Below are 25,126 nucleotides of genomic sequence, written 5' to 3'. Positions count from 1 at the left end.
ACGGTGGGTTGCCGGGTGCGTCGTGCCCGGCAACGCCGACGCGTCCTCGGGGCCGACCGGTCCGGGCGGCGCCCCACAAGGGTCCCCTTGCCGCCCGGCCGGCCGGGATGGCGGCGTCGTCGCGCGGTCCCCGAGCCGGGCACGTCCGACAACCGGGCCGGCCCCACGGCCCCGAGCGCGATGCGTGCCGTTCCGGCGGGGACCCCAGCCGCTCGCCTCGACGAGACAGGTCCCGCACCGACTACGCACCGCTCCCGGGGCCATGCCCCTGGCCGGCGTCCGGTGTCGGACTGTGCCCGGTGCCGCTGCCGACACCGGTCCGTGCCGCCCTCCCCCGTGGGGGCGGCTCGTGGGAACAGCATGTCAAGCGGCGCTAAACGCTGAATAAACGGCTGTGCGCGCCGCGTGCGGCGGCGTCGTGCACAGCGGGGGCCGCGGCCGGTGCGTTCGGGGGCGCCGCGTTCCGGGGCGGCGACACACACGCGAGGCCGGGCCGGGCGACACCCCCTCCACGTCGCCCGGGCCGGCCCAGGTGCTGGTGCGTCGGCGATCCACCCGGGGAACCGTCCACGCACCGTGTGCGACCGGCGGAACCCGGCGTGCCCCTCGCGTACTCGCCCCCCAGCGAGTCCGGCTGGACCGTTCCCGCCCCCCAGCGGGTCCGGCCCGGTGCCGTGCGAAGTGCCCCGCCGGATGCCGCCCCCTCGGCCGGCGTCCGGTGTCGGACGGTTCCCGGCGCCACCGACGGCACCGGTCCGTGCCGCCCTCCCGTGGGGGCGGCTCGTGGGATGGAGCTTGGCAAGGGGCGCTAAACGTTCGCTAAACGCCATCGGGAGCCCGGGCCGGCCCGGGAGACCAGGAATCGCCGCCGCTGCACCCGCCGGTCGCGGCCGTCACGTCGCCGTGGGCCGAGTGGCCGCGCGGGCGGCCGAGTCCAGGATGCGCGGGCGGAACCGGACAACCGCCTCGGATACCTCGTCGAGATGGGTCTCCAACAGGAAGTGACCCCCGTCCAGGAGGATGACCTCGGCGTCCGGGGCGTCGCGGCGAAACGCGGTGGCACCGGCGGCCGCGAAGATCTCGTCGTTGCGGCCCCAGACAGCGAGGACGGGGACGCGGTGGGTGCGCAGCCAGGCGTGCACCTTCGGGTACAGGGCCCGGTTCCCGACGTAGTCGGCGAACAGGGCCAGCTGGGCATGGTCGTTGCCGGGGCGCGCGAGGAGTGCCAGGTCGTGTTCCCAGGCGTCGGGGTCGACGAGCGTCGGGTCGCTCACGCCGTGCGTGTACTGCCATGTCACGGCCTCACGCCCCAGGGCGGGCCGCAACGCGGCCTCGTTGCGCGGCGACGGGTCGTCGCCGTAGGACCAGATCGGTGCCCAGAAGTCCTCGACGAAGCCCTCCTCGTAGGCGTTCCCGTTCTGCGAGATGACGGCGACGACCCGCTCGGGAGAGGCGAGGGCGAGCCGCCAGGCGATGGGGGCGCCGTAGTCCTGGACGTAGACGGCGTAGCGCTCGACGCCGAGCCGGTCGAGCAGGGAGCCGGTGACCTCGGCGAGCGAGTCGAAGGTGTAGGCGAACTCCTCGACCGGGGGTGAGGAGGAGCGGCCGAAGCCGATGTGGTCGGGCGCGATCACGCGGTAGTGGCCGGCCAGGGCCGGAAGGAGGTGGCGGAACATGTGTGAGCTGGACGGATAGCCGTGGAGCAGAACCAGAACGGGCGCGTCCGCGGGTCCCGCCTCGCGGTAGAAGACGCTCTGTCCGTCGATGTCGACGGTGCGGTGGTGAACGGCGACCATGGCGCTAACCTCTTAAAGTAGTTTTACTGGTTATTCTAGGGTGAGTGTTGCCCCGCCCGGGGAGGTTGTCAAGGAGGACGGCGTATGAAGCTCGCTGAGGTCGAGGACGAAGAGCTGCTGCTCCACGTGCTCAACAGCGCCCCCGTCGTGGACGGTCGGAGCGTCGACGCGCTGGCGGACGACCCTGGGCTCGACTGGATTCGTGACAAGGGCGGCCAGGGCGTGGACGAGGAGCGCGAGCGACTCCGCGCGGTGCGCGAGGTGCTGCAGACCCACATCCGGGACGGGTCGGCCGACCTCGGCGAACTGCGAGCGGTCGTAGAAGAGGCGTGCCTGCGCCCCGTGCTGGAGGGCGCCGAGGTCACATGGAGGCTGGAGGTGGCGGCCGACGCCGAGCTCGCCGTCCGCGTGGTCCTTGCCTGGTCCCGGGTCACTGCCCAGCTGCCCGGACGGCTGCGTGCCTGCGCCAACGCCGAGTGCAACCTCTTCCTGCTGGACCGCAGCCGCCCGGGAACGGCGCGCTGGTGCTCGATGGCGGTGTGCGGCAACCGGATGAAAGCCCGCGCGCACGTCGGCAGACGCCGCGCCACCACGGACTGAACGGCGGCGCGCCTCGGGGGCCTCCGTCGCCGCGCTTCGTCACCGAACGTGACTCTGAGCAGCCGGGGCGACTGCCGGATGGCGCACCCGAACGGTTACCGTGTTGGGCGCAGTGACATGTCTGTGTCGAACATGGGGGTTGGTCGTGAGTCGTCGATCTTTGGTGTCGGGCGCGCGAGTTCGCGCTTCGGTGGCCGGTGCCGTAGCGGCGGGCCTGCTGCTCACCGCATGCGGAAGCGACAGCGGAGACGACGAGATCGCGGGCGTCGACGACGCGGCGGCGAGTGAAGCGCAGGACGAGGACGAGCCGGAAGGCGACCAGCCGGACGACGCCGCCGAGGACGAGGCCGATGGCGACGGCATCGACCGCCCGGACATCCAGGTGGCGGACAGCCTTGAGCTGGTCTTCGAGGAGCCGGACACCGGAGACCCGGTGAAGGACGCGATCCTGACCGACAGCCAGTGGCAGGTCAAGTCGGTCTTCGAGGTGCTGACCACGCACGACATCGAGAACGAGTCCGTGAGCTTCTACACGACGGGCGAGTCCTACCGCGAGGACATCGCCGCACTGAACAACATCATCGACCAGGGTGGGTCGTCGGCAGGGATCATGAAGTTCTCCGGCTACGAGGTCTCCAGCCTGGAGGGCGATACGGCATTCGTGACGTACTGCCGTGACTTCAGTGAGGCCTACAACATCGACTTCGAGACGGGAGAAGTCATCGGGGAATCCAACCTCGGCGTTCTCCCGACTCGTTACGAGGTGCGGATGCAGAAGAACGACATCGGCGTGTGGCAGGCCAATGCCACGTCAAATGAGCGGCGGTCCAAACGGTGTTGACGCTTGCCGGTCGCATGCCGACGGTCTGGGTCTGCTCCCTCGTTATCCTCCTCCTCGCGGCAACACCAGCCAGAGCGCAGGGAGGAGACGACTTCTTCGATGACGTTCGGGACAACACCGAAGCTGATTCTGACGGTGCAGGCGGGATCAGCGCCGGAGTCGGCGGTGGTGCAGGTAGCCCTGAGGGGATGCGGATCACGTTCACACCCAAAGCGTCAAGCTCCGAAGGCGCGTTGGTGAACGCGACGTGGACGCCGCCGGCGTGTTACTACGCGCCGCTGCGGACGCCTGAGGAGATGGAGTCCTACTGGGCCGATCTGATGGCGATCCGGGGGCTGATCCCAGAGGATCAGCAGCTGCTATATCAGTCGCACGACGATTTCCTTGAGGAGCACGAGGACTACAACCTGGACCAGCAGGGCGAGGGTGCGTTCTGGGGCGTGGTGCGGAACAGGGACTACCCGCTGGATGAGCAACTCACCTGCGAATTCCGGACCTACTGGGTGGCCTACGGCGATCCGCCGCCGGTTGAGCCCGGGGTGATTCAGCCGGAGAACCTGGCGGAGCTGGCGTGGGCGGAGACGCGGGTTCCCGATACCGAGGTGTCAATCAACCCCGAGGGTGCGCAGAAGGTCAACCTGCCGATGTGGGTGTGGCTGGACGAGGTGGACTTCTCGCCGGTGTCGGTCCGCGCCGAGCTGGACGGGTACGGCATCTGGGCTGAGACGACGGCGACGCCCAAGGAGTTGACCCTGGAGCCGGGGACGGGTGACGCGAGCACGCACCCCGCCTCGGGCACCTGCGTGATCCGGGACGGCCGGGTGGGCGAGCCCTACGTCCGCGGCCGGTCCGGTGAGGACCCGCCGTGCGGCATCACCTACGGCCGCGCCACCCACAACACGGGGGCAAACGCGCTGCGCGCCACCCTCACCTGGGAGGTCACCTGGGTGGACTACGCGGGCAACGGCGGCACACTCGCCGACGGCACCCTCAGCTCCACGATCGACATCACCGTCGACGAGGTCCAGACGATCGTCCGCTGAGCGTCCGCCGCGATCGCTGGCCTGACCCGCTGTGCGGGCTTGGAAGCAACGGCTTCGTATGGCTGTTGCGGATGGTGACGCTGGGTGGCTAGCGTGACGTCGTAGTGCTGGTCCACCTGGGGGGTGTCGGTCGTGGGGCGTTCGTCTGACTGGTCGGTGTTGGGGTTGTCGTCGGATCCGACGCCGGGTGATCCGGAGCGGATCAAGCGGTTGGCGGAGCGTCTGGAGACCTTCGCTGATGATGCGGCGGAGGCGTTGTCGACGATTCGGGGGATGGTCGAGTCGGATTCCCTTGCGACTTTCGTGGGGTTGACGGCGGATGCGTTCAAGGAGCGGTTTGAGAAGGTTCCGCCGAACCTGACCAAGCTGCACACCTCTTACGATCTGGCGGCTGCGGCGTTGGCGACGTACTGGCCGAAGCTGGAGGACGCCCAGCGCGATGCCGACCGGGCGCTGACCGACGGCGAGTCCGCCGCGGCCGAACTCGCCACCGCCCAGTCCGCGCTCGCCACCGCCGTCTCTGAACTGGAGGACGCCGAGGAGGCAGCGGAAGACCCGGACGAGGACGAAGTCCGGAACGGTGTCCGCGAAGCGCTGCGGACCGCCACCTCCGCACACGAAGGGGCCGAGGCCGCCGTTGTCTCCGCCGAGTCCGCCCTCACCGCCGCGAAGGCCCTGGCCGGGCAGGCGAAGGAGGCCCGGGAGAGCGCCGCCGAGATCTGCGCCAACTCCCTGGAAGAAGCCTCGGAAGCGGGGATTCAGAACAAGAAGTGGTGGCAGAAGGCCGTCGACTGGGTGGTGGACAACTGGGACACCATCGTCACCATCGCCAAGGTCGTTGTCGCCGTCCTCGGCATCGTCGTCATGATCATCGGCGGGCCGCTGGCCTGGGTGGTCCTGGCCGCCGCTCTGATCGTTCTCGCGGATACGTTGATCGATTACGCGAACGGGAACGCGTCGTTGTGGGATGTCGGGTTCGCGATGCTGGACTGCATCCCGGGGTTCAAGGGTGTGACGAGCCTGGCGGGGCTTGCGGGTGGGGTGAAGAAGTACGTCACCAACTTCAAGAACATGAAGTCGATGTACCAGCAGGAGGGGATTCGGGGGATCGGGAAGGTGTTGATCGGGGACCCGATCGACATCGCGACCGGTGAGATGACCCTGCGGAACACCGACCTCACCCTCCCCGGCATCCTCCCCCTCACGATCGAACGCGAGCACCTCTCCGGCTACCGCTACGGCCGCTGGTTCGGCCGCTCCTGGGCCTCCACCTTCGACCAGCGCCTGGTCCTGGACCAGTTCGGCGCCGACTACTACGCCGATGACGGGATGCGGCTGCACTACCCCATCCCCAAACCCGAATACGGCGCACCCGTCCACCCCGTCTCCGGGCCGCGCTGGGGCCTGTCCTGGGACGGCGCCGGCGGCGGCACCATGACCATCCACCAGCGCGAGAGCGGCCGGACGTTGCACTTCGCCCCGGTCCCCGGCCGGCGCGGTTCGGAGTTGCCGATCGTCGCGATCACGGACCGGAACAACAACCGCATCGACTTCCACTACACGCTCGAGGGCGACCCGAGCGAGTTGGTCCACTCCGGCGGCTACCGCGTCGGGATCGCCGTCTACGACGGCCGCATCACCGCCCTCACCCTCCTCTCCGACCCCGACCAGCCCATCATCCGCACCTACGACTACGACCACGCCGGAAACCTCGCGAAGGTGTACAACTCCTCCGGCCTCCCTCTGTGCTTCGAGTACGACGCCCAGCGGCGGATGATCCGCTGGGAAGACCGCAACAACACCTGGTACTCCTACGAGTACGACCAAGCGGGCCGGTGCGTCTTCACCACCGGCACCGAACGGGCGCTGGAATACCGCTACGACTACGACCCGGCGAACCTGCGGACCACCGCCACCAACAGCCTGGGTCATGCGACGACGTACCAGATGAACGACGCCTGGCAGGTCATCGCGGAGACCGATCCCCTCGGTCACACCACCCGCAAGACCTGGGACGAGTACAACCGTCCCCTCTCGGTCACCGACCCCCTCGGCCGCACCACCCGCTACCAATGGGACCACGACGGCAACCTCACCTGCCTCACCCGCCCCGACGAGCACCAGATCACCGCCGAATACAACGACTACGGCCAACCCACCCTCATCCGCCAACCCGACGGCACCACCTGGCACCACGCCTACGACACCGCAGGCAACCGCATCAGCCGCGCCGATCCAGATGGCAGCACCACGCAGTACTCCCACCACCCCTCAGGTGCTGTCGCCGCGGTCACTGACTCGTTGGGAAACGTGACGCGGATCGTGGCCGACGCCGCCGGCCTCGCCACTGGCGTCGTGAGCCCAGCGGGAGCCAGGACCTCGGTGGAACGGGATGCGTTCGGGCGGCCGGTGACCGTAGCGGATGCCGCCGGTGCGCCCACCAGGATGGTCTGGAACCCGGAGGGGAAGCCGCTACGGCGCATTGGCCCTCTCGGGGAGACCGAGTATTTCACTTGGGACCCAGAGGGAAACCTGCGCACCGTTACCGGGCCAGAGGGAGCACAGACCACCTTCACATACGGTCCGTTTGACCTCCCTGCCACCAGGACCACGCCCGATGGAGTGACTCACCGCTTCACGCGGGACACTGAGCTCAGACTGACCCAGGTTGCCAACGCCACGACCGTTGAATGGTCATACACATACGCCGCCGATGGTCGCCTGGTCAATGAGACTGACTATGACGGTCGAACAGTCGAATATCACTATGACGCCGCAGGACAGCTCGTCAGGCAAGTGAATTCTTTCGGTGAGAGCATCGACTACATTCATGACCTGCTAGGGCGGCTTCTGAAGAAAAGTACTTCAGGTGGTGAGACTTTCGAGTTCGCCTATGACCTGCTTGGTCGTGTTACTCGAGCTGAATCGCCGGGCGCTCTTCTCGAACGTAGCTACACTCCTGCCGGTTTACTGAACACAGAGACAGTCAACGGCAGGACCCTGCAACTTTTCTACGACCCCCTTGCCCGTCCCACGCTGCGTATCACTCCGACGGGCCACGAGAGCACTTGGACGTACGGGGTCGATGGAAATCCGGCCTCCCTCGCTGGTGACGGGGTTCTTCTCAGCTTTGATTACGACGTAGTGGGCCGAGAGACCCTGCGCCGGACGGACCGAGGCTTGAGGCTCAGCGCGGAATGGGATCCATCCGGCAGGCTGACTACTCAGGACCTGTCCACTGAAACGCAGCAGGTCGTCACAGCGCAAACCTACCGGCATCGCGCTGACGGACTCCTCGCTGAGGTGAGCGACCGTCGCGGCAGCAGCCGTCGGTTTCACTTTGACGCGCTGGGGCGGATCACTGAGGCGATGACGAAACAGGGCGCCGAGACGTATGCCTATGATGCCAGTGGCAATCTGACGGATGCGAACTGGCCCGTCGGTACGACGCCCGCCGACGCTGCGGGTAAGCGCACCTACCACGGAACCCTGCTGGTCCGTGCGGGTGCGATGCGCTATGAGTACGACGCAGCTGGCCGGACGACAGTCCGGCAGAAGACGAGACTCTCACGCAAACCCGACACCTGGCACTACACCTGGAATGTCGAGGGCCGACTCACCAGAACGGTTACCCCCGACGGAGCCGTGTGGACCTACTCCTACGACCCGTTCGGCAGGCGCATATCAAAGCAGCGGCTGACCCCTGACGGTGACATCGCTGAGAGAGTCGTCTTTACCTGGCATGGCGACACGCTCATCGAGGAAACTTCCGATGATGGGCGGACTCTCACATGGAACCACCGCGGGCTGACTCCTCTAACCCAGACCGAAAGCTTCCCGGGTCAGGCCGAATGTGACCGTCGTTTTTACGTCATAGTCACCGACCTCGTCGGATCTCCCATGCAGTTGGTTGGCGCCCAAGGTGATCTTGCGTGGGAGCATCAGAGCTCAGTGTGGGGGGTAACCACAAGAAGCCAGGGGGAATCTGCGACGCCTCTGCGATTCCCTGGCCAGTACGCTGACCAGGAGACAGGTTGGCATTACAGCCAGCACCGTCACTACGACCCGGATATTGCCCGGTTTACGACCCCGGACCCGCTGGGCATTAGGCCCGCAGCTGACGCATACGCCTATCCCCGGAATCCCACCCGATGGGTCGATCCAGCCGGTCTTGCGCCACACCCACCGGACCGTGTCTATCGATCACCGCATGCCGGTCATAAAGACAACGAATTGGCGAATGGCCTCGACCGGTCCCGATACCAGGACGAGCACGGCCATGCCTACGTCGGCGAGCGGGAGGTTGCCCAGAAGTACAACGGCGGCAGCTACGAAGGTGGATATGTCGAGTACGTGATGAGGCCTGAATTTGGTGCAGAGTTCAGTAGGTACAAGAAACCTCACGACGGGGGCCCGCACTCCGAGTGGTCTATTCCCGAAGACCGGATTCCGAGATTCAACGAGCTTACCGAGGAACGGAATTGGATCAACTACTACAATGGGTACGAGTGGTGACGGAGTAGGAGATTTAGGTGAATGACTGGCAGTGCTGGGTAGCTCGTTTTCCGCTTGGGGTGCGAGTGCGCGGACGAGTAGTGCGCGTCATGCCTTTTGGGGCTTTCGTGTCGGTCGAAGCGGGCCCGGAAGCCCTGTTCCTGGCCAAGGTCTCACGGATGCCGCGAGGGGCGCGGCTTCCGCTGTTGGGGGATGCAGTGGAAGGGGAGGTTGTCCATCACGATGGCGATCTCCAGCAGATCCACTTGGTGCTAGCCGAGTGGAAGGAGGCCGCGCACTCCGGACGGCTGGGCGAGGCGGGCCCCAAGGAACGCTATAAGGAACTGAGGGGTCGTTCGGAAGCGGCCTGGCCGCGCATCGTGGCGGAGGTACCGGTAGGTGCTGTTGTGCATGGCGAGGTATTCGAGAAACTTCCGATGGGTGTCGCGTTCGCCAGCGTTGATGAGGAGCCCGATGCCCTCGCCGTGCTTCAGCCGGAAGACCAACCGGATGGTATTGCCGCGCCAGAGATTGGTGAGCATTTCACCGCTACAGTCGAGCGTCACCGCGATTCCACCCGGCAGCTGCATCTGTCGCTGCGGCCTCCCGGCGATGATGGATGAATCAAGAAAACAGCCAGCTGTGGATCACGAGCCGGCCGCCTTCTCCTGTATATCGCGGGAGGGTCGAACAGCTCTGAAGCTGCAGTAAGTTCGCTACCGCGAGATGCGTGATTGCTGATGTCGATGGTGCTTATGCGTGAACACTATTTCCTCCTTCAGGCATCGTCAATCCGGACCGGCTTCAGGGCCTGAGGAACGGCCTCGGCGAGCGTCGCCACGGTCGTGCCTACCAGCGCGATGACCGCTGCGACCGTCAGCCGCGGTCCCGCCCTTCCTGCTCCGCCCTGCCGCTCAGGAGAGTTCACGGGCCTGCCCCACTTCACTTACCGGGCGGGGACTGTGGGGTTCGTTCTCTGCCTCGCGCTGCGCAACGTCGAGGCGCTCACGCATGGACGCATATCGCCTGCGTGTCACGAGCAGGAACATGCCGACGCCAACGAGGCAGCAGACCGCCGTCGCGCCGGCGCCGAGGGAGGCGGCTGCGATCCAGTCGGCCTCGTGCCAGTGGTACTCGGTCCGGTCCGGTGTTGCCGGTTCGTGGATATTGATGACGTTGCCGGTGATCTCCACCCGCACCTGCCAGGCGGCGGTTGCCGTCGTTGCGATGAACGAAAGCGGGACGAAAGCGAGGATCGCCCAGTAGAAGGCGTTGTCGCGGACGATGCGCCGGTAATGCCTGGCTTCATCGATTTCATCGCGTGACAGGTGAGTTCTCCTCGACGGTCGAGACGCCGATCGTGCACGCCGTTGTGGAAGGTCCGACTGGCGACGGTATCGCGCTCGGCTGGTGCCCGGTGGGCGGAAGCAGCCGGGCTGCTGGCTGGTCAGCAAGGGGAGTCGGTGGCGGTGACCCGCAGGTGCACGGTCTCATCGTCCGTCCAGTCCTTCTGCTGGTTCGCCTTGCGCATCGTGATCGAGAGGCAGTAGACGTCCTCCGTCCTGCGCGCGGTGACCTCGTACCGCTCCTCGTCGATGTGCCCCACCTCGGCTTCGAACGTCCCGGGCGCGGACGCCCTCACGGCAGCGGCCACCCGGCGCTCCAGCGTCCCGTCAGGCCGGCCCTCCGGGACGTCGACGGTATCCTCCTCAAGCCATTCGACGGCGGCCTCGACCGTGGCGCGAAGGTTGGTGGCCGACGAGCTGAACACCCCGCCCCAGTCCTGAACGGCTATCCCGAACCCTCCCAGGACGAGGCCGACCACCACATTGCGCAGCTTCTTCAGAGCGAGAGCCGTCTCGGACGGCCTGTTCGCCTCCGGATCGGCATAGCGCCAACCGCTCGTAGCACGCCAGAGCGTGAGGCTGGGGACACACGCCAGCCCCAGGAACACGACCCCCATGACGATGAATACAGCACCCATTCGACAGACTCCCCCCCCCGGGTGTGGCGCCGTAGGCGCCGCGATGTCGCCGTGTCTGCGGCTGGTCGCGGCAGTCACGATAACCGCCCGGCCGGGAGGACCGCCAAGCGCGTTCTCACGTCGGGCCGTTGAGGTGCGTGAGCAACACGGTCCAGCCGTGGGCGGGGGGAGACGCACGCGGACCCCGCCGGGCTGCTGGGCAGCCGGGCGGGGTCCGGAAGTCGCGCAGGTCCTCAGGCGAGGGTGTCGCCGCTCTTGACGGTGGTGACGAACTCGCTCCAGCCAGCGCTGGGGAAGACGATCACGGGGCTGGCGGCGAGCTTGGAGTCACGCACCGGGACGGCGTGCGCCATGCCGTGGCCGGCTTCCAGGCAGTTGCCCCCGTTGCTGCTGCTGTAACTGGACTTCCGCCATTCCACAGACAGTCCGTTCGCGTTGCTCATGTCGTCAGACCTCTCATGTACTCGCGGATCAGATCAGCCGAATCACCAGGTGACAGGGCCTCCGCCCTGAGCAGATCATAGGCATGCAGTGCCTCGGTAGTCTCCGGTGCTTCGACACTCATACGCCCCTGAGAGAAGCCGTCGACGTACAGAACATCGGGCGCCTCCTTGAAGCTCAGCACGGTGAACGGGCCTTCGAGTCCAGCGTGCGCTGCCACGCGCTCTGGAACAACCTGAATTACCGTCCGTGGTTCGCTTCCGGCCTCCAGCAGACTGTCCAGCTGGGCGCGCATCACGCTTGGTGAGCCGAGAGTGCGGCGAAGTACCTGCTCGTCCAGGACAAACCAGGCACGAGGGCGCTGGTCGCCCTCCAGGACGTTCTGACGGCTGATGCGTGATGTGACGAGATCTTCGATGTTGTCGGGGCGGCGGTTGGCCATCACGGCGCGTACGTAGTCCTCGGTCTGGAGCAGTCCGGGCACGACCTGTGCTTCGAAAGTCCGGATCAGCGTCGCGTCGCGTTCCATCTCGACGTACGGCAGGAACCAGGCCGGGTAGGCGTAGGCCAGGACGAGCGGGTGGAGGCGGGCGAAGTGGCCGTCGGTGTTGAGCGCCCTGTCCAGCCACATCGACAGCTCGATCGACGGGACCTGCCGGGCCCGCTCGATCTTGCAGATCATCGACTGGGTGGTGTGGGCGGCGGTCGCCATCTCCCCCTGGGACCACTCGGCCTTGAGGCGGAGGCGGCGGAGTTCTGACCCGAAGAACTCCAGCAAGGAGACCTTCGGGCTCGGCGTGATGCGTTCTGCTGTCATCGGATCGACTCCCTCGAATGACGGGACCCCGCTCATCGGTGAACCACTGGCGGGTTTCGCTTGCGCACCGCAACTCTAGGAGTACAAACCGTCACTCGTGACGAGAACTTACACATTCGAGGGTTCGATCCCATGAAGAGTCATTCTGGTTCGGAGAGCTCTGATTTCCGTGCGACAATGCACGGCTTCCGCGCCTCGGTCGCCGTCCCCCGCGGAGTGTGGGGCGCAGCTCGCACCGCCACTGAGCTGCGGAGATCATGGACGGTCGCCGGGGCGGGGGTGTCGGTGTGACGTCCGGAGAAGCGGCGGAAGCGCGGCTCGGGGCCGGTGAACCTGAAATCCCGACGCTCGACGAGCTGCGAGCGCAAAGCGCCGATCTGGCGGCTCGTATTGACGCGCATCTGTTGAAGCTGGCCGAGTGGAGAAGATTTCCGCCTATGAATGCGGGTGAATCATGATGCGCCGCGTCAGTGCGCCGCGTGAATTGGTCGCGCTCTGTGCAATTCATGGGGAGAGCGGCCGGGATATCGACGCGGTGCGGGTGATGCCGGAGCCGGCGGGTGTCCGTCGGTGAGCCAACGACAGCCGGTGCTGCTGGAGGCGGACGGCTACTGGTGCGAGACCGTGGTGCGCAGCCCGGACGCCGGGGGCGAGTGGTACCTCGGTGGGCACTGGGCCGCGTCGCCTGCGGGAGCGTTGGCGTGGATGTGCGGGCAGGCCGCTCGGCTGGCGACCGCCCTCGACCCGCCCGCCGACGCCACCGGACCGTTTCCCTCTCACGCGCTCACCCGGCCGCAGCCAGGCTCGTGGAACCCGGGTCGGGTCTTCGGGGAGTGGGCGGAGGACGCGGTGTACCAGCGCGTCCAGCAGGACGCGCTCCGCTCAGGCCGTCCGGTCAGCGTCAACGCTCGTGGGCCCGACCGCATCTGCGGTTTCGGTGATGTCGAGGTCCTGTACTCGCTCTCCGCCCGCCCGATCCACCGCCACACCACCGTCCGGCGTCTGCTGCGCGCCGCCTGACGCGGCCCGTGGCCCCAACCGACAGCAATCAGCAACGGAGACCGTCCATGTACGAAGAGATCAGCTTCGCCAACTCCGACCGGGAGGAAGTGGAGGAGGAGGCACGGGAGTTGTTCAACCACATCAAGCGGCTGGGTGTGAGGCTGGACGACATCGACGTCCTCGACCCGTGCGGCGGGTGCCGTCGTCAGGGCTACCTCGTCCACATCGGGAGTCTGCCCACCGATGAGGTGCGCGTCCTCAACTCCGCGCTGCGCGAGCTGTTCCGGTCGACGGCGCCGGACAGCGAGAGGCGGTGAGTGAGGCCGTGCGCACTCGTGCCACCACCCTCCGGCTGCCCGCAGACCAGGTACGTCTGGGCGACTTTCTCAGCGTGGGCGGCGAGACCATGCACGTCACCTTCGCCGAGCACCGGGGAGGCATCATCCGGCTGGAACTCAACACCTCGATTCGGCTGTCGCTGCCCCCGGCCGCATCGGTGACGATCACCCGGCCGTACCGGCGGCCCTGACCCCAACCGCCCGGCCCCGGCGTGTCGTTCGTGTCCGGGTCGGGCGGTCACTCGGCCGCGTCGCGGTGAGCCGCGCGCATCGCGGCGGCCGCGTCGAGCGCGGTGGCCATCGCGGTGCGGGTCTCCTCGTCCTCGTCCTCCCGGGCGGCGGTCCGCAGCACCGCCATCGCGCTGTCGTCCGCGAACCACCCGAACGCCAAGGACCAGGCCGTTCCCTCGCGTACCTTCGCGGCGGGGTCGTCTGTCATCCGCCGCGCGAGCACCGTCCAGGTTTCGTCCCCGCCGGTCACCACCCAGCGCCGCAACGCGTCCAGCCGCACATCCGCGTCGTTGTCCCGCAGCGCGCGGTCCAGCAGCAGGCTGCGCATCTCCTCGTCCAGCGGCCAGCGCAGACCCAGTTGGCGGAGAGCCACGCTGCGAATCCCCGCGTCGGGGTCGGTGGTGGCGTGGTGGGTGAGGAGGTCGCGGGTCTGCTGGTCCGGCCAGCGCGTGGCGAGGTTTTGGAGCACAGTTGTTCCGGGCCGGGTGTCGGGGTGATGGGCGGCGTATTGGGTCAGGAGGTTGCGGGTTTGCTGGTCGGGCCAGTAGGCGGCGAGGAGTTGAAGCGCGGCGTCAGGTTCGTGGGGGATGTGGTGGGTGAGGAGGTCTCGGGTCTGCTGGTCTGGCCAGTTACCGGCGAGTCCTTGGAGCGCAGCGGTTCGGGTCCATCGGTGGGTGGCATGGGTAGCGTGGTGGGTCAGCAGGGCGCGAGTCTGCTGGTCCGGCCAGTGGATGGCGAGAAGTTGAAGCGCGACGTCCGGGTCTCTCGTGACGTGTTCGGTGAGGAGGTCTCGGGTCTGCTGGTCCGGCCAGTGGATGGCGAGAAGTTGAAGCGCGACGTCCGGGTCTCTAGTGACGTGTTCGGTGAGCAGGTCTCGGGTCTGTTGGTCCGGCCAGCGCTCGGCCAGCGTGGAGACCGCGACGCTGCTGGCCAATGGATCGGAGTCGTTCGTGGCGAGCTCTGTGAGGAGGTCGCGGGTTCGCTGGTCCGGCCAGTGCTCAGCCAGGAGTTGGATCGCGAGAACGGGCTCGGTGGTGGAGTGGCGAGTGAGGAGGTCGCGAGTCTCGTGGTCCGGCCAGAGCTCGGCCAGGAGGATCAGTTCGGCTTTGCGCACGTAGGGATTCGGGTCGGAGGTGGCGCGTTCGGTCAGCAGGCCACGGGACTTCCCGTCCGGCTGCCGCGTCGTCAGTAGCCACCGATGTGCAGCTGTCCTGACCACGGGGCTGGGTGAATGCGCCGCCAGGACCGGGACATCACGGGCAGCGTGACCGAGGAGGGCCGCCCCTACCTCCGCGCGCACCTCCCACTGGTCGGCGGCAGTGAACTGGCCGTGCACGCGGTACCAGTGGGCGAAGCGCTGCCTGCCGGCCCAGTGTTCCGAGAAGGTGGTGAGTGCCGAGACCACCTGGTCCTGCTGGCTGTGGTGCGGCCCCGTAAAGGTCAGGTGCGTGATCAGGGCGTCGACAGCCCGGTCGCTCTGGTGGGTGAGTGCGCCGATCTTGCGGACCTCGGCCAGGGCGCGGATCGCCAGCGCGAGCATCGACGGGTTCCTGGTGGACCGATGAAGGTCCAGGAAGCGGTCCACGACCAGCGCCGCGTCCTTCGGTGCGAGCTGCCCGGTGACCAGGAGCAGCACTTCGTGCCAGGTGGAGTCCCCGGCTCGTCTCTCGTACACATCGGTGAGCAGTTCCGCCGGTGTCCACTCCCGTTCCTGCTGGTAGCGCTGGACGATGTCGGCGGCGGCCAGGTACTCCAGGAAGGTGCGGTGGACGAAGCCGTGCACTCCGCTGCCGTAGTGGCTGAGGATGAAGTTCCGCTCCCGTAGCTGCCGCACCATCACCTGGGCTGCGGCGCGTACTTGGAGCGGTGGCAGCTCGTACTGGCCGAGGTAGGCCCGGAAGACCTCCTCCAACTCCCGGGTGTGGATGTGGTTGCCCGCGATGCCGCCCTCGCCCTCCTGCATGCGCCGGGCGAGCAGCCGGAGGAGTTCGAGGCGGTCGGCCGGCTCCAGCACGTCCAGGACCTCGCGGACACCTTCCGTGCAGTCGGGCCGCAGGTGCTTGGCGTCCTGGTCCCAGCGGGCGACCAGCACGGTCACGGCGTGCTCGTACACGCCCTGGCGGTCGCGGGGGAGTGTCTGGCGTCGGCCGATGATGGCGAGGATGGTCAACAGCAGCGGGTTGCGTGCCAGTTCCCGCACCGGGCGCGAGTGGCCCACGGCCTCGGTGAGGCGCTGGGCCAGCAGTTCGGCGGCGCCCGGGTCGCCGGGGCAGGACGTGGCGTACCACTGCCGGGTGAACTGCTCGACCTGCGGCTCGGTGAGGTCCTGCAACTGGTAGTGCCCGAAGTCGGCTCCGTCGAGTACGGCCTTGCGGTATCCGAGCACTCGGGAGGTGACGATCACCCGCACGTCCGGGTGCCGGGAGGCGAACCCCGCGATGCGGCGCGCGGTGTCCTCACGGATCGCGGGGTCGAACAGCTCGTCCAGGCCGTCGAAGACGACCAGCGCCCGCCCCCGCGTCAGCAGCGACCGCAGCACGGGCGGTGGCACCGACAGGCCCTCGGTGGCGTGCAGATGGTTGAGGAAGTCCTCGAAGGTCCGCTCGCGCCAGCGCGCTTCGGCGTAGCGGCGCAGCTCCACCACCAGCGGCAGCCGTCCAGCCAGTTCGGCGCCGAGGTCGGCTCCGCCTGCCAGGGCCAGTGCCAGGTAACGGGCCAGGGTGGACTTGCCCGAGCCCGGGTCGCCCAGGACCACCGTCCGCTGCCGGCCCGGTGCCGCCAGGACGGTCAGTGCCTCCTCGACCGCCGGCTGCGAGGTTCCGTGGACGCGGACGATCTGTTCGGGGTCGACTCCGGGCGGTAGTTCGTCCTCGCGCGGCAACTCGCCTCGTTCACGAAGGCGTTCGAGAAGTTCGCGGGGGAGTGGTGTCGCCGGTGGGTCGGCGCGCACGCCGGGCGGGACGAAGACCTCCCGCAACTCCACGGCCGGGTAGTCGCCCTGGTCGGAGTGGGGCATCAGCACGTCGAGGTCGAGATGCCCGTACGCCTCCCGCACCCGTCGCGCGTAGGCGCCGATCGCAGCCGCGGCGGCCTCCGGGGTGACCTCGGCTTCCTCCCAGTCGGCCGCCCGCACGATGACGGTACCGATGTGCATCACACCGCTGTTGGCGAGGCCGCCGCCGGTGGCGCTGGCCTCGCCGGTACGTGAGGCGTTCACGCTCTGCTTGCTGGTCGGCATCGTCGCCGCCTCTCCGTCCAGGCAGCCCCGGGCCCGCGCCGGGGGCCTATGTCAGGGTGATCCCGGTGTTCGCGGCCGAGCCGGTGCCGTCGGCCTCGGCGTCCCCGCTGTCGCGGACCTCGGCGCTGAACGGCCGGTCTGCGGGGGCGGTGACGCCGGAAGTGGCGGTGCCGCCGTCGCGGGCGGTCGCGTCGCCGGTGCCGGAGACGGTGAGTTCGGAACCGCGGCTGTCACCGCCGCCGTTCCACGCGGCCAGCACCAGGCCGGCGGCCCCGATCACGGCTCCGGCGACGCCGGCCGCCCACCCCGCGGTCTCCAGGTCCGCCAGCAGCCAGGTCGCCGCCGTTCCCGCGAGCAGCAGGACCGACCCGGCGACCACGGTCACCCTCACCCATCCCCGCATGGCATCCATGACGACCATTGTGCTGCCAACCACCGACAGGAAAAGGACTGTTGGGACAGAGCGGGGGCCGTGGTCCGGCTCCAACGCGCGGCGGGCGCCGCCCCCCGGCGGGGGCGGCGCCCGCTCGCACGTCGGTCAGGCGGCTATGCCGGTGACATGGTTGTCGTGCGGAGCGACGTCCGCGACGGTCGACAGCGCGGCTCCGCCGAAGAGGGTGGCGACGAACGAGAACGAGACGAGGAGTCGCGTGGTGCGCTTCATGTGTGCTCCCAGGGACGGCGGTTTGCTTCGGGCCGGAGGCGTACGGAGCGCTGCCCCGTGCCACTCTGGCTGATTCTCCCCGCAACAGCGTTTCTGTAAAGGGCGGTTCACAGGCGACAGGCCACACGCCGCAGGCCCCGTCGGTGCGACGGGGCCTGCGTTGTCGGCAGGTGGTGCTCAGTCGGTGCCGGTTCCGGTGGCGTGGTTGTCCTGCGGCTTCGGGGCCGCGGGTGCGCCGGTGGCGTGGTTGTCCTGCGTCTTGGGCTTGACCGGAGCGCCGGTGGCGTGGTTGTCCTGCGGCTTCGGGGCCGCGGGTGCGCCGGTGGCGTGGTTGTCCTTGGTCTCCGTCTTGCTCATGGTGGCTCCTGTCGCCTGTGGCGTACGACGGTACGTCCGTTGTGCTGTGCTGCCCGGTCAGACGGACGGAGAGCCCGTCAGGCGTCACCGTCGTTCCGCCGGGCGTGCCGGGAGCATCGCAGTGGCCGATAAACGTTTCTTGAACGTCTGCGTGGTGGACGCAGCGGCTGCGGTCCGAGGTCATGGCACTGCCGAACGCACCGGCCGAACGGAGGCGTCGGTGGTGCGGGCCGGGCGGCTGGTGCGGGCGAGGCGGAATCAGGCGACGGCGACACTGCTGCCGGGCTGCGGACCGCTGCCGGCGTCCGGCCGGGCGTCGTCGTGCTCCGGAGGGTCCTCGTCGCCCCCGGGCTCTCCCGCCAGTAGACGGTCCGCCTGCTGGCGACATGCGCGGGCGCGGTCCTCCTGCCCCGTTCGGACAAGGGCACGACTGAGGAGCTTGAGCACATTGGCCCGGCGCCAGTCGCCGCCGATCTCGCGGATCAGCCCGAGCGACCGCTCCGCGAGGCAGGCAGCCTCCGCCGCGTCGTCCGCCGCCAGTCGCGTCTCGGCGAGCCGGAACAACGTCATTCCCTGCCACAGCTGTTGCCGGTTGTCGCGGAAGGTCTCCAGCGCGGCCCCCAGGCGGTCCAGGGCCTCCGCGTGGTCTCCAGCTGCGGTCAGCGCCATCCCGAGCGCGTAGCGGGCGTTGGCCAGCCGCAACGTCGCGTCGAGGTCCTCGTATATGGCCTGTGCCTGCCCGGCGAGGTGAACCGCGCTGATGACGCGTCCGGTTCCCAGGTGGACGCGCGAGAGGTTGCTCAGCGAGCTGGCCTCGCCCGAGGCGTTGCCGTCGGCGCGGAACGCGGCCAGTGCACGTTCGAGGTGGCGTTCGGCGTCCTCGGGGCGTTCCTGGTAGATCGCGATGATGGCGCGGTCGTTGGGGGCGTAGCCGGCGGTGACCGGGTCCTCGTCACTGGCGGAGAGCGCCATCACGGCGGCGGCCTCAGCGTCGGCCTCGGCGAAACGTCCCGCGACGCTGTGGCTGTGGGTGAGGGAGACGCGGGCGCGGCCCTCGGCGACTTCGTCGCCCGCCTCGCGCGCGGCGGCGAGCACGGCCAGGGTGCAGCGCTCGTACTGGAGGGAGTAGGCGCCGGACTCGGCGAGGTCCTTGGCGGCGAGGAGGGTGTCCACCGCGGCGCGCAGGGTGCGGCTGCGGCATGCCGCCGCGCGGGCGGTGGCCAGCAGGTCCTCGGCCTCGGTGAACAGCCAGTCCAGGGCCGCGTCCTGGTCGGCGAAGACGAGGCCGGGGTGGCGGGTCCGCGCCAGGTGCGCGGTGGTGCGGTCGCCGGGCCGTTCGATCGCGAAGACGTGCTTGGCGGTGGCGAGGTAGAAGTCGAGCAGCCGCTCGACGGCGTCGTCACGGGCCGCCGGGGGCTGCTCGTCGCGTTCGGCGCAGGCGCGGGCGAAGAGCCGCACCAGGTCGTGGAGCCGGTAGCGGCCGGGGGCGGCCGACTCGATCAGGCTGGTGTCGACGAGGGATTCGAGGATGTCCTCGGCGTCCTCCGGCTCGCGGTCCATCAGGGCGGCCGCCGCCGGGAGGGAGATGTCGGGGCCCTCGGCGAGGCCCAGCAGCCGGAAGACGCGCTGCTGTTCGGGCTCCAGCTGGCTGTATCCCAGCTCGAAGGTGGCCTTCACCGCCTGGTCGCCCGCGGTGAGTTCGTCGAGTCGGCGGCGCTCGTCGGAGAGCTTGCGGGCGAGGGTGGACACGGTCCAGGTGCGGCGGGCGGCGAGCCGGGCGGCGGCGATGCGGATGGCCAGGGGCAGGAATCCGCAGGCGGCCACGGTGTCCATGGACGCCTCGCGTTCGGCGCGGACGCGTTCCGCGCCGACGATCTTGGTGAAGAGCTCCATCGCCTCCTCGGGGCTCATCACGTCGAGGTCCACCAGGTGGGCGCCGGCGAGGTCGACCATCCGGGCGCGGCTGGTGATCAGCACCGCGCAGCCGGGTGTTCCGGGGAGCAGCGGACGTACCTGGGCGGCGTCGCGGGCGTTGTCCAGCAGGGTCAGGACGCGGCGTCCGTCCAGCAACGACCGGTACAGGGCCGCGCGTTCGTCGCCGGTCTCCGGGATGGAGGAGTCGGGGGTCCCGAGGGCGCGGAGGAACGCGCCGAGTACGGAGGAGGGTTCGGCCGGGGTCGCGGACGCGCCCTGGAGGTCGACGTACAGCTGTCCGTCGGGAAAGTGTTCCCGCGCGGCGTGGGCGACCCGGACGGCGAGCGTGGTCTTGCCCACGCCGCCGATCCCGGCGACGGCAGAGAGCGCCATCACCGAGTTCTCGGAGACGGCCAGTTGACCGCCCAGCTCCCGGACGGCCGCGGTGCGCCCGGTGAAGTCCGACACGGCCGCCGGAAGCTGGAAGGGACGGAGAACGCCCCGGGCGGGATGGGTCGCGCGGACCTCGACGGTCAGGGACTCGTCGGCGTTGAGGATGCGGTTCTGCAACTCGGCGAGTTCGGCGCGGGGTTCCACACCCAGCTCGTCGATGAGGATGCGGCGGGCGTCCGCGTAGACGGCGAGCGCCTCCGCCTGACGCCCGCAGCGGTAGAGCGCCAGCATCAGCAGCTCGCGCAGCCGTTCGCGCAGGGGGTGCGTGGTGGTGAGCGAGGTGAGTTCCGAGACCGACTCGGTGTGCAGGCCGGCCCGCAGCGCCACCTCCAGCCGGGTCTCCTCCAGGGCGAGGCGGCGTTCGGCGAGCCGGTCGCGGTGGCGTTCGGCGGCCGGGCCGGGCAGACCGGCCAGCGGCTCCGCCTCCCACAACGCCACCGCGCGGCCGTACAGTTCGTGGGCGCGCGCCGGGTCGTCCCGGCCGGTCGCCTCCTCCGCCTGCTCGGCCCACGCCTCGGCCTGGTCGAGGTCGAGAACGTCCCCTGCGCCGAGCCGCAGCGCGTAGCCGCCCGCCTCACTGGTGAGGACAGCGGCGCGCGGGCCCAGCGCCTTGCGGAGCCGGGAGGCGTAGGTGCGCAGCGTCGCCAGGGCCTGTTGCGGCGACTCCTCGCCCCACATGGCGTCCACGAGTTCCTGGGCGGTGGCCATCCGTCCGCGACGCAACAGCAACTCGGCTAGCAGAGCGCGCTGTTGCGGCGTGCCGGCGGGCAGGCGTTCGCCGCCGCCGAACATCTGCACCGTGCCGAGCACGGTGAACCGCAGATCGGGTGCCTCCCGCTCGCTCTCCCCGGACGCGCTCCTGGGGAGAGGCACCCGAGCGTCGTTCCCCTCGCCGGCAGCCATCTCCACCTCATGCTTCTCACCAGGTGCCCTGCGGGCACCGGACCGTCCCGTCCGCGCATCGCGCCCCGGCTGGTAAGTGTGCCTGTTCCCCGGTGCCGGCGTCAGAGCCCGCCCCCGAGGGAACGGGGTTGTCGGTCACTTATGGCTGATCGCCCCCCGTCCGCGCCGCGTCTCCGGCCACATACCGTGCACCGGAGCTGTCCGGATCTCCCGCCTGTCCACTCCCGAGTCGCCGTGGCCGGCGGCACCGGAGAGCCGGACGTCCTGCCCGGCGGGCCGTGGGGGCGGGTGCGCGGCCGCCCGCTGTCCCCCGTTCGACCGTCAGATCCGTGGTCGATCCCTGACCTTACCCGTGGAGCCCATCCGCCCGACAGGCCCCGGGCGTCACCAGCCGCACCGGCACGGTGACGCGACGGCCCCGTGACGCGGCCCGCCGAGGTGGCGGGGCGTCACGGGGCCGGGGGTGGTGCGGGTGCGCGGCGTCCCGTGGAGCGGTCACCGCGCGCCCCGTCGCGGGCGCGGCGGGGTCAGTGGCCGTGGGCGGCCGTCTCGGCGTCGGGTGTGGGCCGGTGACCGCGCAGCCGTAGGTGGGCGAAGGCGGCACCGACGGCGAGCGTCACGGTGGCGATCACCAGGGTGAGGATGTAGCCGTTGTCGAAGGCGCTGTTGGCGGCGGCGACCAGTGCCGCGCCCTCGTCCGCGGGCAGCCGCGCGGCTTCGGCCAGCGCGGCGTCCATGCCCGAGCCGGCCGCCTCCGGCGCGCCGGCGGGCAGGGTCACCGTCGAGGTGTAGACGGCGGTCAGGACGCTGCCGAGGACGGCGACGCCGGTGAGGCTGCCCAGCTCGTAGGAGACCTCCTCGACGGACGCGGCCATTCCGGCGCGGTGCGCGGGGGCGTTGCCGACGATCGCGACCGATGCGGCCACCATCGCGGCCCCCAGCCCCAGACCGGTCACCACCAGGCCCGGGATCAGCCAGTTGTGACCCGAACCGGTGAACGGCAGCACCAGCGCGACGCCCGCGGCCGCCAGCAGCAGCCCGCCGCTGATCATCGGCCGGACACCGACACGGTGCAGCAGCCCACCACCGAGGATGCCGGCCGGAAGCGAGCCGGCGGCGAACGCCGCCACCAGCAGACCCGCGTGCAACGGGGTCAGTTCCAGCACCAGTTGGAGCCGCTGCGTGAGCACCAGCTGGATACCGGCGGTCGCGAACATCGCCAGCCCGGCGGCGACCACCCCGGTCAGGATGCGCGGGTCCCGCAGCAGCTCGAAGTCGATCAGCGGGTACTCCTGGCCGCGCTGCCGGCGCACGAACATCCAGAAGCCGCCGACGGCCGCGACCAGTGAGAGCGCGACGGCCGTCACCGAGAACTCCGGCTGGGTGACCTCCTTGATCGCGTACACCACGCCGACCAGACCGACCATGACCTGCGCGGAGGCGACCGGGTCCCACGGCTTGTCGCTGCGCCCGGAGCCGCCCGGTGCCACCAGCACCGTCGCGATGACGGCGCCGATCACCACCGGCACATTGATCAGGAAGACCGAGCCCCACCAGAACCGTCCCAGCAGCAGCCCGCCGACGACCGGCCCCAGTGCGGCGCCGCCCATCGCCACCGAGCCCCACACGCCGATGGCGATGCCGCGTTCGCGCTCGTCCTCGAAAGTGGTGCGGATGAGCGAGAGCGTGGCCGGCATCATCGCCGCCGCCCCCACGGCCAGGAAGGCGCGCGCGGCGATCAGCACCGCCGGGGACGGCGCGAAGGCCGCCAGCAGCGAGGCGCAGCCGAACAGGCCCAGACCGATGAGGTACATCCGCTTGTGGCCGACCCGGTCGCCGAGAGTGCCGGCGCCGAGCAGCAGCCCGGCCATCACCAGCGGATAGGCGTTGATGATCCACAGCTTCTCGGTCGCGTCGGCGCCGAGGTCCGCGGTGAGGGTGGGCAGTGCGGTGTAGAGCACCGTCATGTCCACGGAGATCAGCAGCAGTCCGGCGGAGACGGTCGCGAGGACCGCCCAGCGTCGCGTGGAGCTCATGGCGTGCGTACCCGTGCTTTCTGTGTGTGCGTTCGGGGTGGGGCGGTAGGTGTGCGGTGCTGCCTCCGCCGGCGGTGGCGCGGTGGCGCGGCGGCCGGCGGTCAGGTCAGGGCCGGGCGGTGCCGCCGGGCGCCGGGTCGGCGAGCGTGAGGATGCGCCGGCGCAGCTCGTCCCGCACCTCCGGGGAGAGTGCGACCCCGCTGGTCGCCTCGTATAGCCAGGCCCCGTCCGCCGCCAGCCGCGCCAGGAAGAGGTCCATCGAGGGGGAGTCGGCCGTCTCCGGCTCCGTGACCCAGCGGCGCATCATGGCGTCCCACGGCTGTGCCAGGGCCGGATCGCTCGCGGACTCCACCAGGAACGCCAGCTCCGCCTTGCTCGCGCTGCCGTGCGCGTCGACCGTGACGTAGGCGGCGGCCCGCTCGCTCGCCGTGGCCTCCTGTGGCGGCTTGCCCAGCTCGGCGAGCAGCTGCGCCTCCCAGGTGTCGATGAGGTGCTGCTGGATCGCCAGCAGCAGTTCGTCGCGGGTGCGGAAGTGGTACATCAGCCCGCCCTTGGTCAGCCCGGCCTCGTCGGCGACGGCCTCCAGGGTCAGATGGGTGATGCCCTCGCGTTCGGTGACGCGGATCGCGGCGTCCAGGATCAGTGGTCTCGAACTCGGCCTCATTCCGTAAATGTACCATCCGGAAGGTACAGTTACGCTGGTGAGAGCCGGGTCACATCCGGCCCCGCATTCGGGGGCGCACGGCCCCGCCCGCTCCCGCGCGCCCCCCGGCCGCTCGTATGCTCGGGGCATGACTACTCCCCGGTACCCGACCGCCAACGCGATGCGACGCGCCCTGCGCCGCGCCGACGACGGCGTGGCCCTGGACGTCACCGAGGCGACCGTGCTGCTCCAGGCGCGCGAGGCCGACCTGGACCGGCTCTGCGCCTCCGCCGCGCGGGTACGGGACGCCGGGCTGGAGGCCGCCGGCCGCCCCGGCGTCATCACCTACTCCCGCAACGTCTTCATCCCGCTGACCAGGCTGTGCCGGGACCGCTGCCACTACTGCACCTTCGTGACCGTGCCGGGGAAGCTGCGGCGCGAGGGCCACGGCATGTACCTCTCGCCGGACGAGGTGCTCGAGATCGCCCGCCGGGGCGCCGCCGCGGGCTGCAAGGAGGCGCTCTTCACCCTCGGCGACCGGCCCGAGGACCGCTGGCCCGAGGCCCGCGAGTGGCTGGACGCCCACGGCTACGACGACACCCTCTCCTACGTCCGCGCCATGGCGGTGCTGGTACTGGAGGAGACGGGGCTGCTGCCGCACCTCAACCCCGGCGTCATCACCTGGACCGACTTCCAGCGGCTCAAGCCCGTCTCCCCGTCGATGGGGATGATGCTGGAGACCACCGCGACCCGGCTGTGGTCCGAACCGGGCGGCCCCCACCACGGCTCACCCGACAAGGAACCCGCCGTACGGCTCCGCGTCCTGGAGGACGCCGGCCGCTCCAGCGTCCCCTTCACCACCGGCCTGCTGATCGGCATCGGCGAGAACCACACCGAACGCGCCGAATCCCTCTTCGCGTTGCGCCGCGTCGCCCGCGCCCACCACGGCATCCAGGAGGTGATCGTCCAGAACTTCCGCGCCAAGCCCGACACCGCCATGCGCTCGATGCCCGACGCCGAACTCCACGAGCTGGCCGCCACCATCGCCGTCACCCGGCTCCTCCTCGGCCCCTCCGCCCGCATCCAGGCACCGCCCAACCTGGTCGCCGGGGAATACGCGTTGATGATCCGCGCCGGGATCGACGACTGGGGCGGCGTCTCCCCGGTCACCCCCGACCACGTCTCGCCCGAACGCCCCTGGCCCCACCTCGACCAGCTCCGCCGCCACACCGCCGACGCCGGCTTCGCCCTCGCCGAACGCCTCACCGTCTACCCCGAGTTCGTCCTGCGCGGCGAACCCTGGCTCGACCCCCGGCTGCGCCCCCACGTCC

The 25,126-nt window shown here is 69.5% G+C and carries 21 protein-coding genes; 9 read left to right on the top strand and 12 right to left on the bottom strand.

Going from position 1 to position 25,126, the window contains the following annotated elements; translation table 11 throughout:
• Positions 1-893 precede the first annotated feature (893 nt).
• A complete protein-coding gene (locus E0D90_RS07180; protein WP_130797039.1) occupies positions 894-1,796 on the bottom strand; it encodes an alpha/beta fold hydrolase in 903 nt (300 codons plus the stop codon).
• 84 nt (positions 1,797-1,880) lie between these two features.
• On the opposite strand from E0D90_RS07180, the gene E0D90_RS07175 reads away from it, so the two are divergent.
• The 5 genes from E0D90_RS07175 to E0D90_RS07155 all read left to right on the top strand — a co-directional run bounded on the left by E0D90_RS07175 (position 1,881) and on the right by E0D90_RS07155 (position 9,397).
• A complete protein-coding gene (locus E0D90_RS07175; protein ID WP_130797038.1) occupies positions 1,881-2,396 on the top strand; it encodes a CGNR zinc finger domain-containing protein in 516 nt (171 codons plus the stop codon).
• 190 nt (positions 2,397-2,586) lie between these two features.
• Complete coding sequence (locus E0D90_RS07170) at positions 2,587-3,237, top strand: hypothetical protein (protein ID WP_130797037.1); 651 nt, start codon at positions 2,587-2,589, stop codon at positions 3,235-3,237.
• A gap of 236 nt (positions 3,238-3,473) precedes the next feature.
• The gene (locus E0D90_RS07165) at positions 3,474-4,280 is read left to right on the top strand and encodes a hypothetical protein (protein WP_130797036.1); all 807 of its coding nucleotides are present in this window, start codon (positions 3,474-3,476) and stop codon (positions 4,278-4,280) included.
• A gap of 132 nt (positions 4,281-4,412) precedes the next feature.
• On the top strand, positions 4,413-8,795 hold the full coding sequence (locus E0D90_RS07160) for a DUF6531 domain-containing protein (RefSeq protein WP_130797035.1): 4,383 nt from the start codon (positions 4,413-4,415) through the stop codon (positions 8,793-8,795).
• 17 nt (positions 8,796-8,812) lie between these two features.
• On the top strand, positions 8,813-9,397 hold the full coding sequence (locus E0D90_RS07155) for a hypothetical protein (RefSeq protein WP_130797034.1): 585 nt from the start codon (positions 8,813-8,815) through the stop codon (positions 9,395-9,397).
• A 291-nt stretch (positions 9,398-9,688) separates the two neighbouring features.
• On the opposite strand, the gene E0D90_RS07150 is transcribed toward E0D90_RS07155, so the two are convergent.
• The 4 genes from E0D90_RS07150 to E0D90_RS07135 all read right to left on the bottom strand — a co-directional run bounded on the left by E0D90_RS07150 (position 9,689) and on the right by E0D90_RS07135 (position 12,016).
• The gene (locus E0D90_RS07150) at positions 9,689-10,228 is read right to left on the bottom strand and encodes a hypothetical protein (protein ID WP_130797033.1); all 540 of its coding nucleotides are present in this window, start codon (positions 10,226-10,228) and stop codon (positions 9,689-9,691) included.
• Positions 10,222-10,758 carry a hypothetical protein gene (locus E0D90_RS07145; protein ID WP_130797032.1) on the bottom strand — a complete coding sequence of 179 codons (537 nt, stop codon included), beginning with the start codon at positions 10,756-10,758 and terminating at the stop codon, positions 10,222-10,224. The genes E0D90_RS07150 and E0D90_RS07145 overlap by 7 nt, the downstream gene beginning before the upstream one ends.
• A gap of 233 nt (positions 10,759-10,991) precedes the next feature.
• A complete protein-coding gene (locus E0D90_RS07140) occupies positions 10,992-11,201 on the bottom strand; it encodes a DUF397 domain-containing protein (protein WP_130797031.1) in 210 nt (69 codons plus the stop codon).
• The gene (locus tag E0D90_RS07135) at positions 11,198-12,016 is read right to left on the bottom strand and encodes a helix-turn-helix domain-containing protein (protein WP_130797030.1); all 819 of its coding nucleotides are present in this window, start codon (positions 12,014-12,016) and stop codon (positions 11,198-11,200) included. The genes E0D90_RS07140 and E0D90_RS07135 overlap by 4 nt, the downstream gene beginning before the upstream one ends.
• A 570-nt stretch (positions 12,017-12,586) precedes the next feature.
• Here E0D90_RS07135 and E0D90_RS07130 point away from each other — a divergent pair.
• From E0D90_RS07130 to E0D90_RS07120, 3 genes are read left to right on the top strand one after another with little or no spacing between them, the layout of a single operon-like run.
• The gene (locus E0D90_RS07130; protein WP_130797029.1) at positions 12,587-13,036 is read left to right on the top strand and encodes a hypothetical protein; all 450 of its coding nucleotides are present in this window, start codon (positions 12,587-12,589) and stop codon (positions 13,034-13,036) included.
• Positions 13,037-13,083: 47 nt separating this feature from the next.
• The gene (locus E0D90_RS07125) at positions 13,084-13,335 is read left to right on the top strand and encodes a hypothetical protein (RefSeq protein WP_130797028.1); all 252 of its coding nucleotides are present in this window, start codon (positions 13,084-13,086) and stop codon (positions 13,333-13,335) included.
• Positions 13,336-13,343: 8 nt separating this feature from the next.
• On the top strand, positions 13,344-13,547 hold the full coding sequence (locus E0D90_RS07120) for a hypothetical protein (protein ID WP_130797027.1): 204 nt from the start codon (positions 13,344-13,346) through the stop codon (positions 13,545-13,547).
• Positions 13,548-13,594: 47 nt separating this feature from the next.
• Here E0D90_RS07120 and E0D90_RS07115 read toward each other — a convergent pair whose 3' ends face one another.
• The 7 genes from E0D90_RS07115 to E0D90_RS07090 all read right to left on the bottom strand — a co-directional run bounded on the left by E0D90_RS07115 (position 13,595) and on the right by E0D90_RS07090 (position 23,816).
• Positions 13,595-16,825: a HEAT repeat domain-containing protein gene (locus E0D90_RS07115; protein WP_130797026.1), complete on the bottom strand. Its 3,231-nt coding sequence runs from the start codon at positions 16,823-16,825 to the stop codon at positions 13,595-13,597.
• A gap of 46 nt (positions 16,826-16,871) precedes the next feature.
• On the bottom strand, positions 16,872-17,237 hold the full coding sequence (locus E0D90_RS07110; protein WP_130797025.1) for a hypothetical protein: 366 nt from the start codon (positions 17,235-17,237) through the stop codon (positions 16,872-16,874).
• Positions 17,238-17,363: 126 nt separating this feature from the next.
• Positions 17,364-17,489 (bottom strand): hypothetical protein, encoded by a 126-nt coding sequence (locus E0D90_RS28270; RefSeq protein WP_265415941.1) that lies wholly within the window; start codon positions 17,487-17,489, stop codon positions 17,364-17,366.
• Between the two features lie 177 nt (positions 17,490-17,666).
• Positions 17,667-17,846: a hypothetical protein gene (locus E0D90_RS07105; protein ID WP_130797024.1), complete on the bottom strand. Its 180-nt coding sequence runs from the start codon at positions 17,844-17,846 to the stop codon at positions 17,667-17,669.
• 258 nt (positions 17,847-18,104) lie between these two features.
• Positions 18,105-21,116: an SARP-family global regulator AfsR gene (afsR, locus tag E0D90_RS07100; RefSeq protein WP_130797023.1), complete on the bottom strand. Its 3,012-nt coding sequence runs from the start codon at positions 21,114-21,116 to the stop codon at positions 18,105-18,107.
• Positions 21,117-21,643: 527 nt separating this feature from the next.
• Positions 21,644-23,152 carry an MFS transporter gene (locus E0D90_RS07095; protein WP_130797022.1) on the bottom strand — a complete coding sequence of 503 codons (1,509 nt, stop codon included), beginning with the start codon at positions 23,150-23,152 and terminating at the stop codon, positions 21,644-21,646.
• 106 nt (positions 23,153-23,258) lie between these two features.
• Positions 23,259-23,816 (bottom strand): TetR/AcrR family transcriptional regulator, encoded by a 558-nt coding sequence (locus tag E0D90_RS07090; protein WP_103504212.1) that lies wholly within the window; start codon positions 23,814-23,816, stop codon positions 23,259-23,261.
• A 127-nt stretch (positions 23,817-23,943) separates the two neighbouring features.
• On the opposite strand from E0D90_RS07090, the gene cofG reads away from it, so the two are divergent.
• A partial coding sequence (cofG, locus tag E0D90_RS07085; RefSeq protein WP_130797021.1) for a 7,8-didemethyl-8-hydroxy-5-deazariboflavin synthase CofG occupies positions 23,944-25,126 on the top strand: 1,183 nt, incomplete at its 3' end.

This window comes from Streptomyces otsuchiensis (assembly GCF_004305975.1).
In the GTDB taxonomy this organism is placed as follows: Bacteria; Actinomycetota; Actinomycetes; order Streptomycetales; family Streptomycetaceae; genus Streptomyces; species Streptomyces otsuchiensis.
The sequence above is the reverse complement of the archived record's forward strand: the minus strand, read 5'-3'. Positions and strand labels throughout refer to the sequence as shown.

Excerpts from the sequence above, each read along its gene's own strand:
- E0D90_RS07090 (WP_103504212.1), bottom strand. The coding sequence starts at position 23,816 with ATGAGGCCGAGTTCGAGACCACTGATCCTGGACGCCGCGATCCGCGTC.
- E0D90_RS07105 (WP_130797024.1), bottom strand. The coding sequence starts at position 17,846 with ATGAGCAAGACGGAGACCAAGGACAACCACGCCACCGGCGCACCCGCG.
- E0D90_RS07135 (WP_130797030.1), bottom strand. The coding sequence starts at position 12,016 with ATGACAGCAGAACGCATCACGCCGAGCCCGAAGGTCTCCTTGCTGGAG.
- E0D90_RS07095 (WP_130797022.1), bottom strand. The coding sequence starts at position 23,152 with ATGAGCTCCACGCGACGCTGGGCGGTCCTCGCGACCGTCTCCGCCGGA.
- E0D90_RS07140 (WP_130797031.1), bottom strand. The coding sequence starts at position 11,201 with ATGAGCAACGCGAACGGACTGTCTGTGGAATGGCGGAAGTCCAGTTAC.
- E0D90_RS07175 (WP_130797038.1), top strand. The coding sequence starts at position 1,881 with ATGAAGCTCGCTGAGGTCGAGGACGAAGAGCTGCTGCTCCACGTGCTC.
- E0D90_RS07145 (WP_130797032.1), bottom strand. The coding sequence starts at position 10,758 with ATGGGTGCTGTATTCATCGTCATGGGGGTCGTGTTCCTGGGGCTGGCG.
- E0D90_RS07180 (WP_130797039.1), bottom strand. The coding sequence starts at position 1,796 with ATGGTCGCCGTTCACCACCGCACCGTCGACATCGACGGACAGAGCGTC.
- E0D90_RS28270 (WP_265415941.1), bottom strand. The coding sequence starts at position 17,489 with ATGAAGCGCACCACGCGACTCCTCGTCTCGTTCTCGTTCGTCGCCACC.
- E0D90_RS07115 (WP_130797026.1), bottom strand. The coding sequence starts at position 16,825 with ATGCCGACCAGCAAGCAGAGCGTGAACGCCTCACGTACCGGCGAGGCC.
- E0D90_RS07125 (WP_130797028.1), top strand. The coding sequence starts at position 13,084 with ATGTACGAAGAGATCAGCTTCGCCAACTCCGACCGGGAGGAAGTGGAG.
- E0D90_RS07110 (WP_130797025.1), bottom strand. The coding sequence starts at position 17,237 with ATGGATGCCATGCGGGGATGGGTGAGGGTGACCGTGGTCGCCGGGTCG.
- afsR (WP_130797023.1), bottom strand. The coding sequence starts at position 21,116 with ATGGCTGCCGGCGAGGGGAACGACGCTCGGGTGCCTCTCCCCAGGAGC.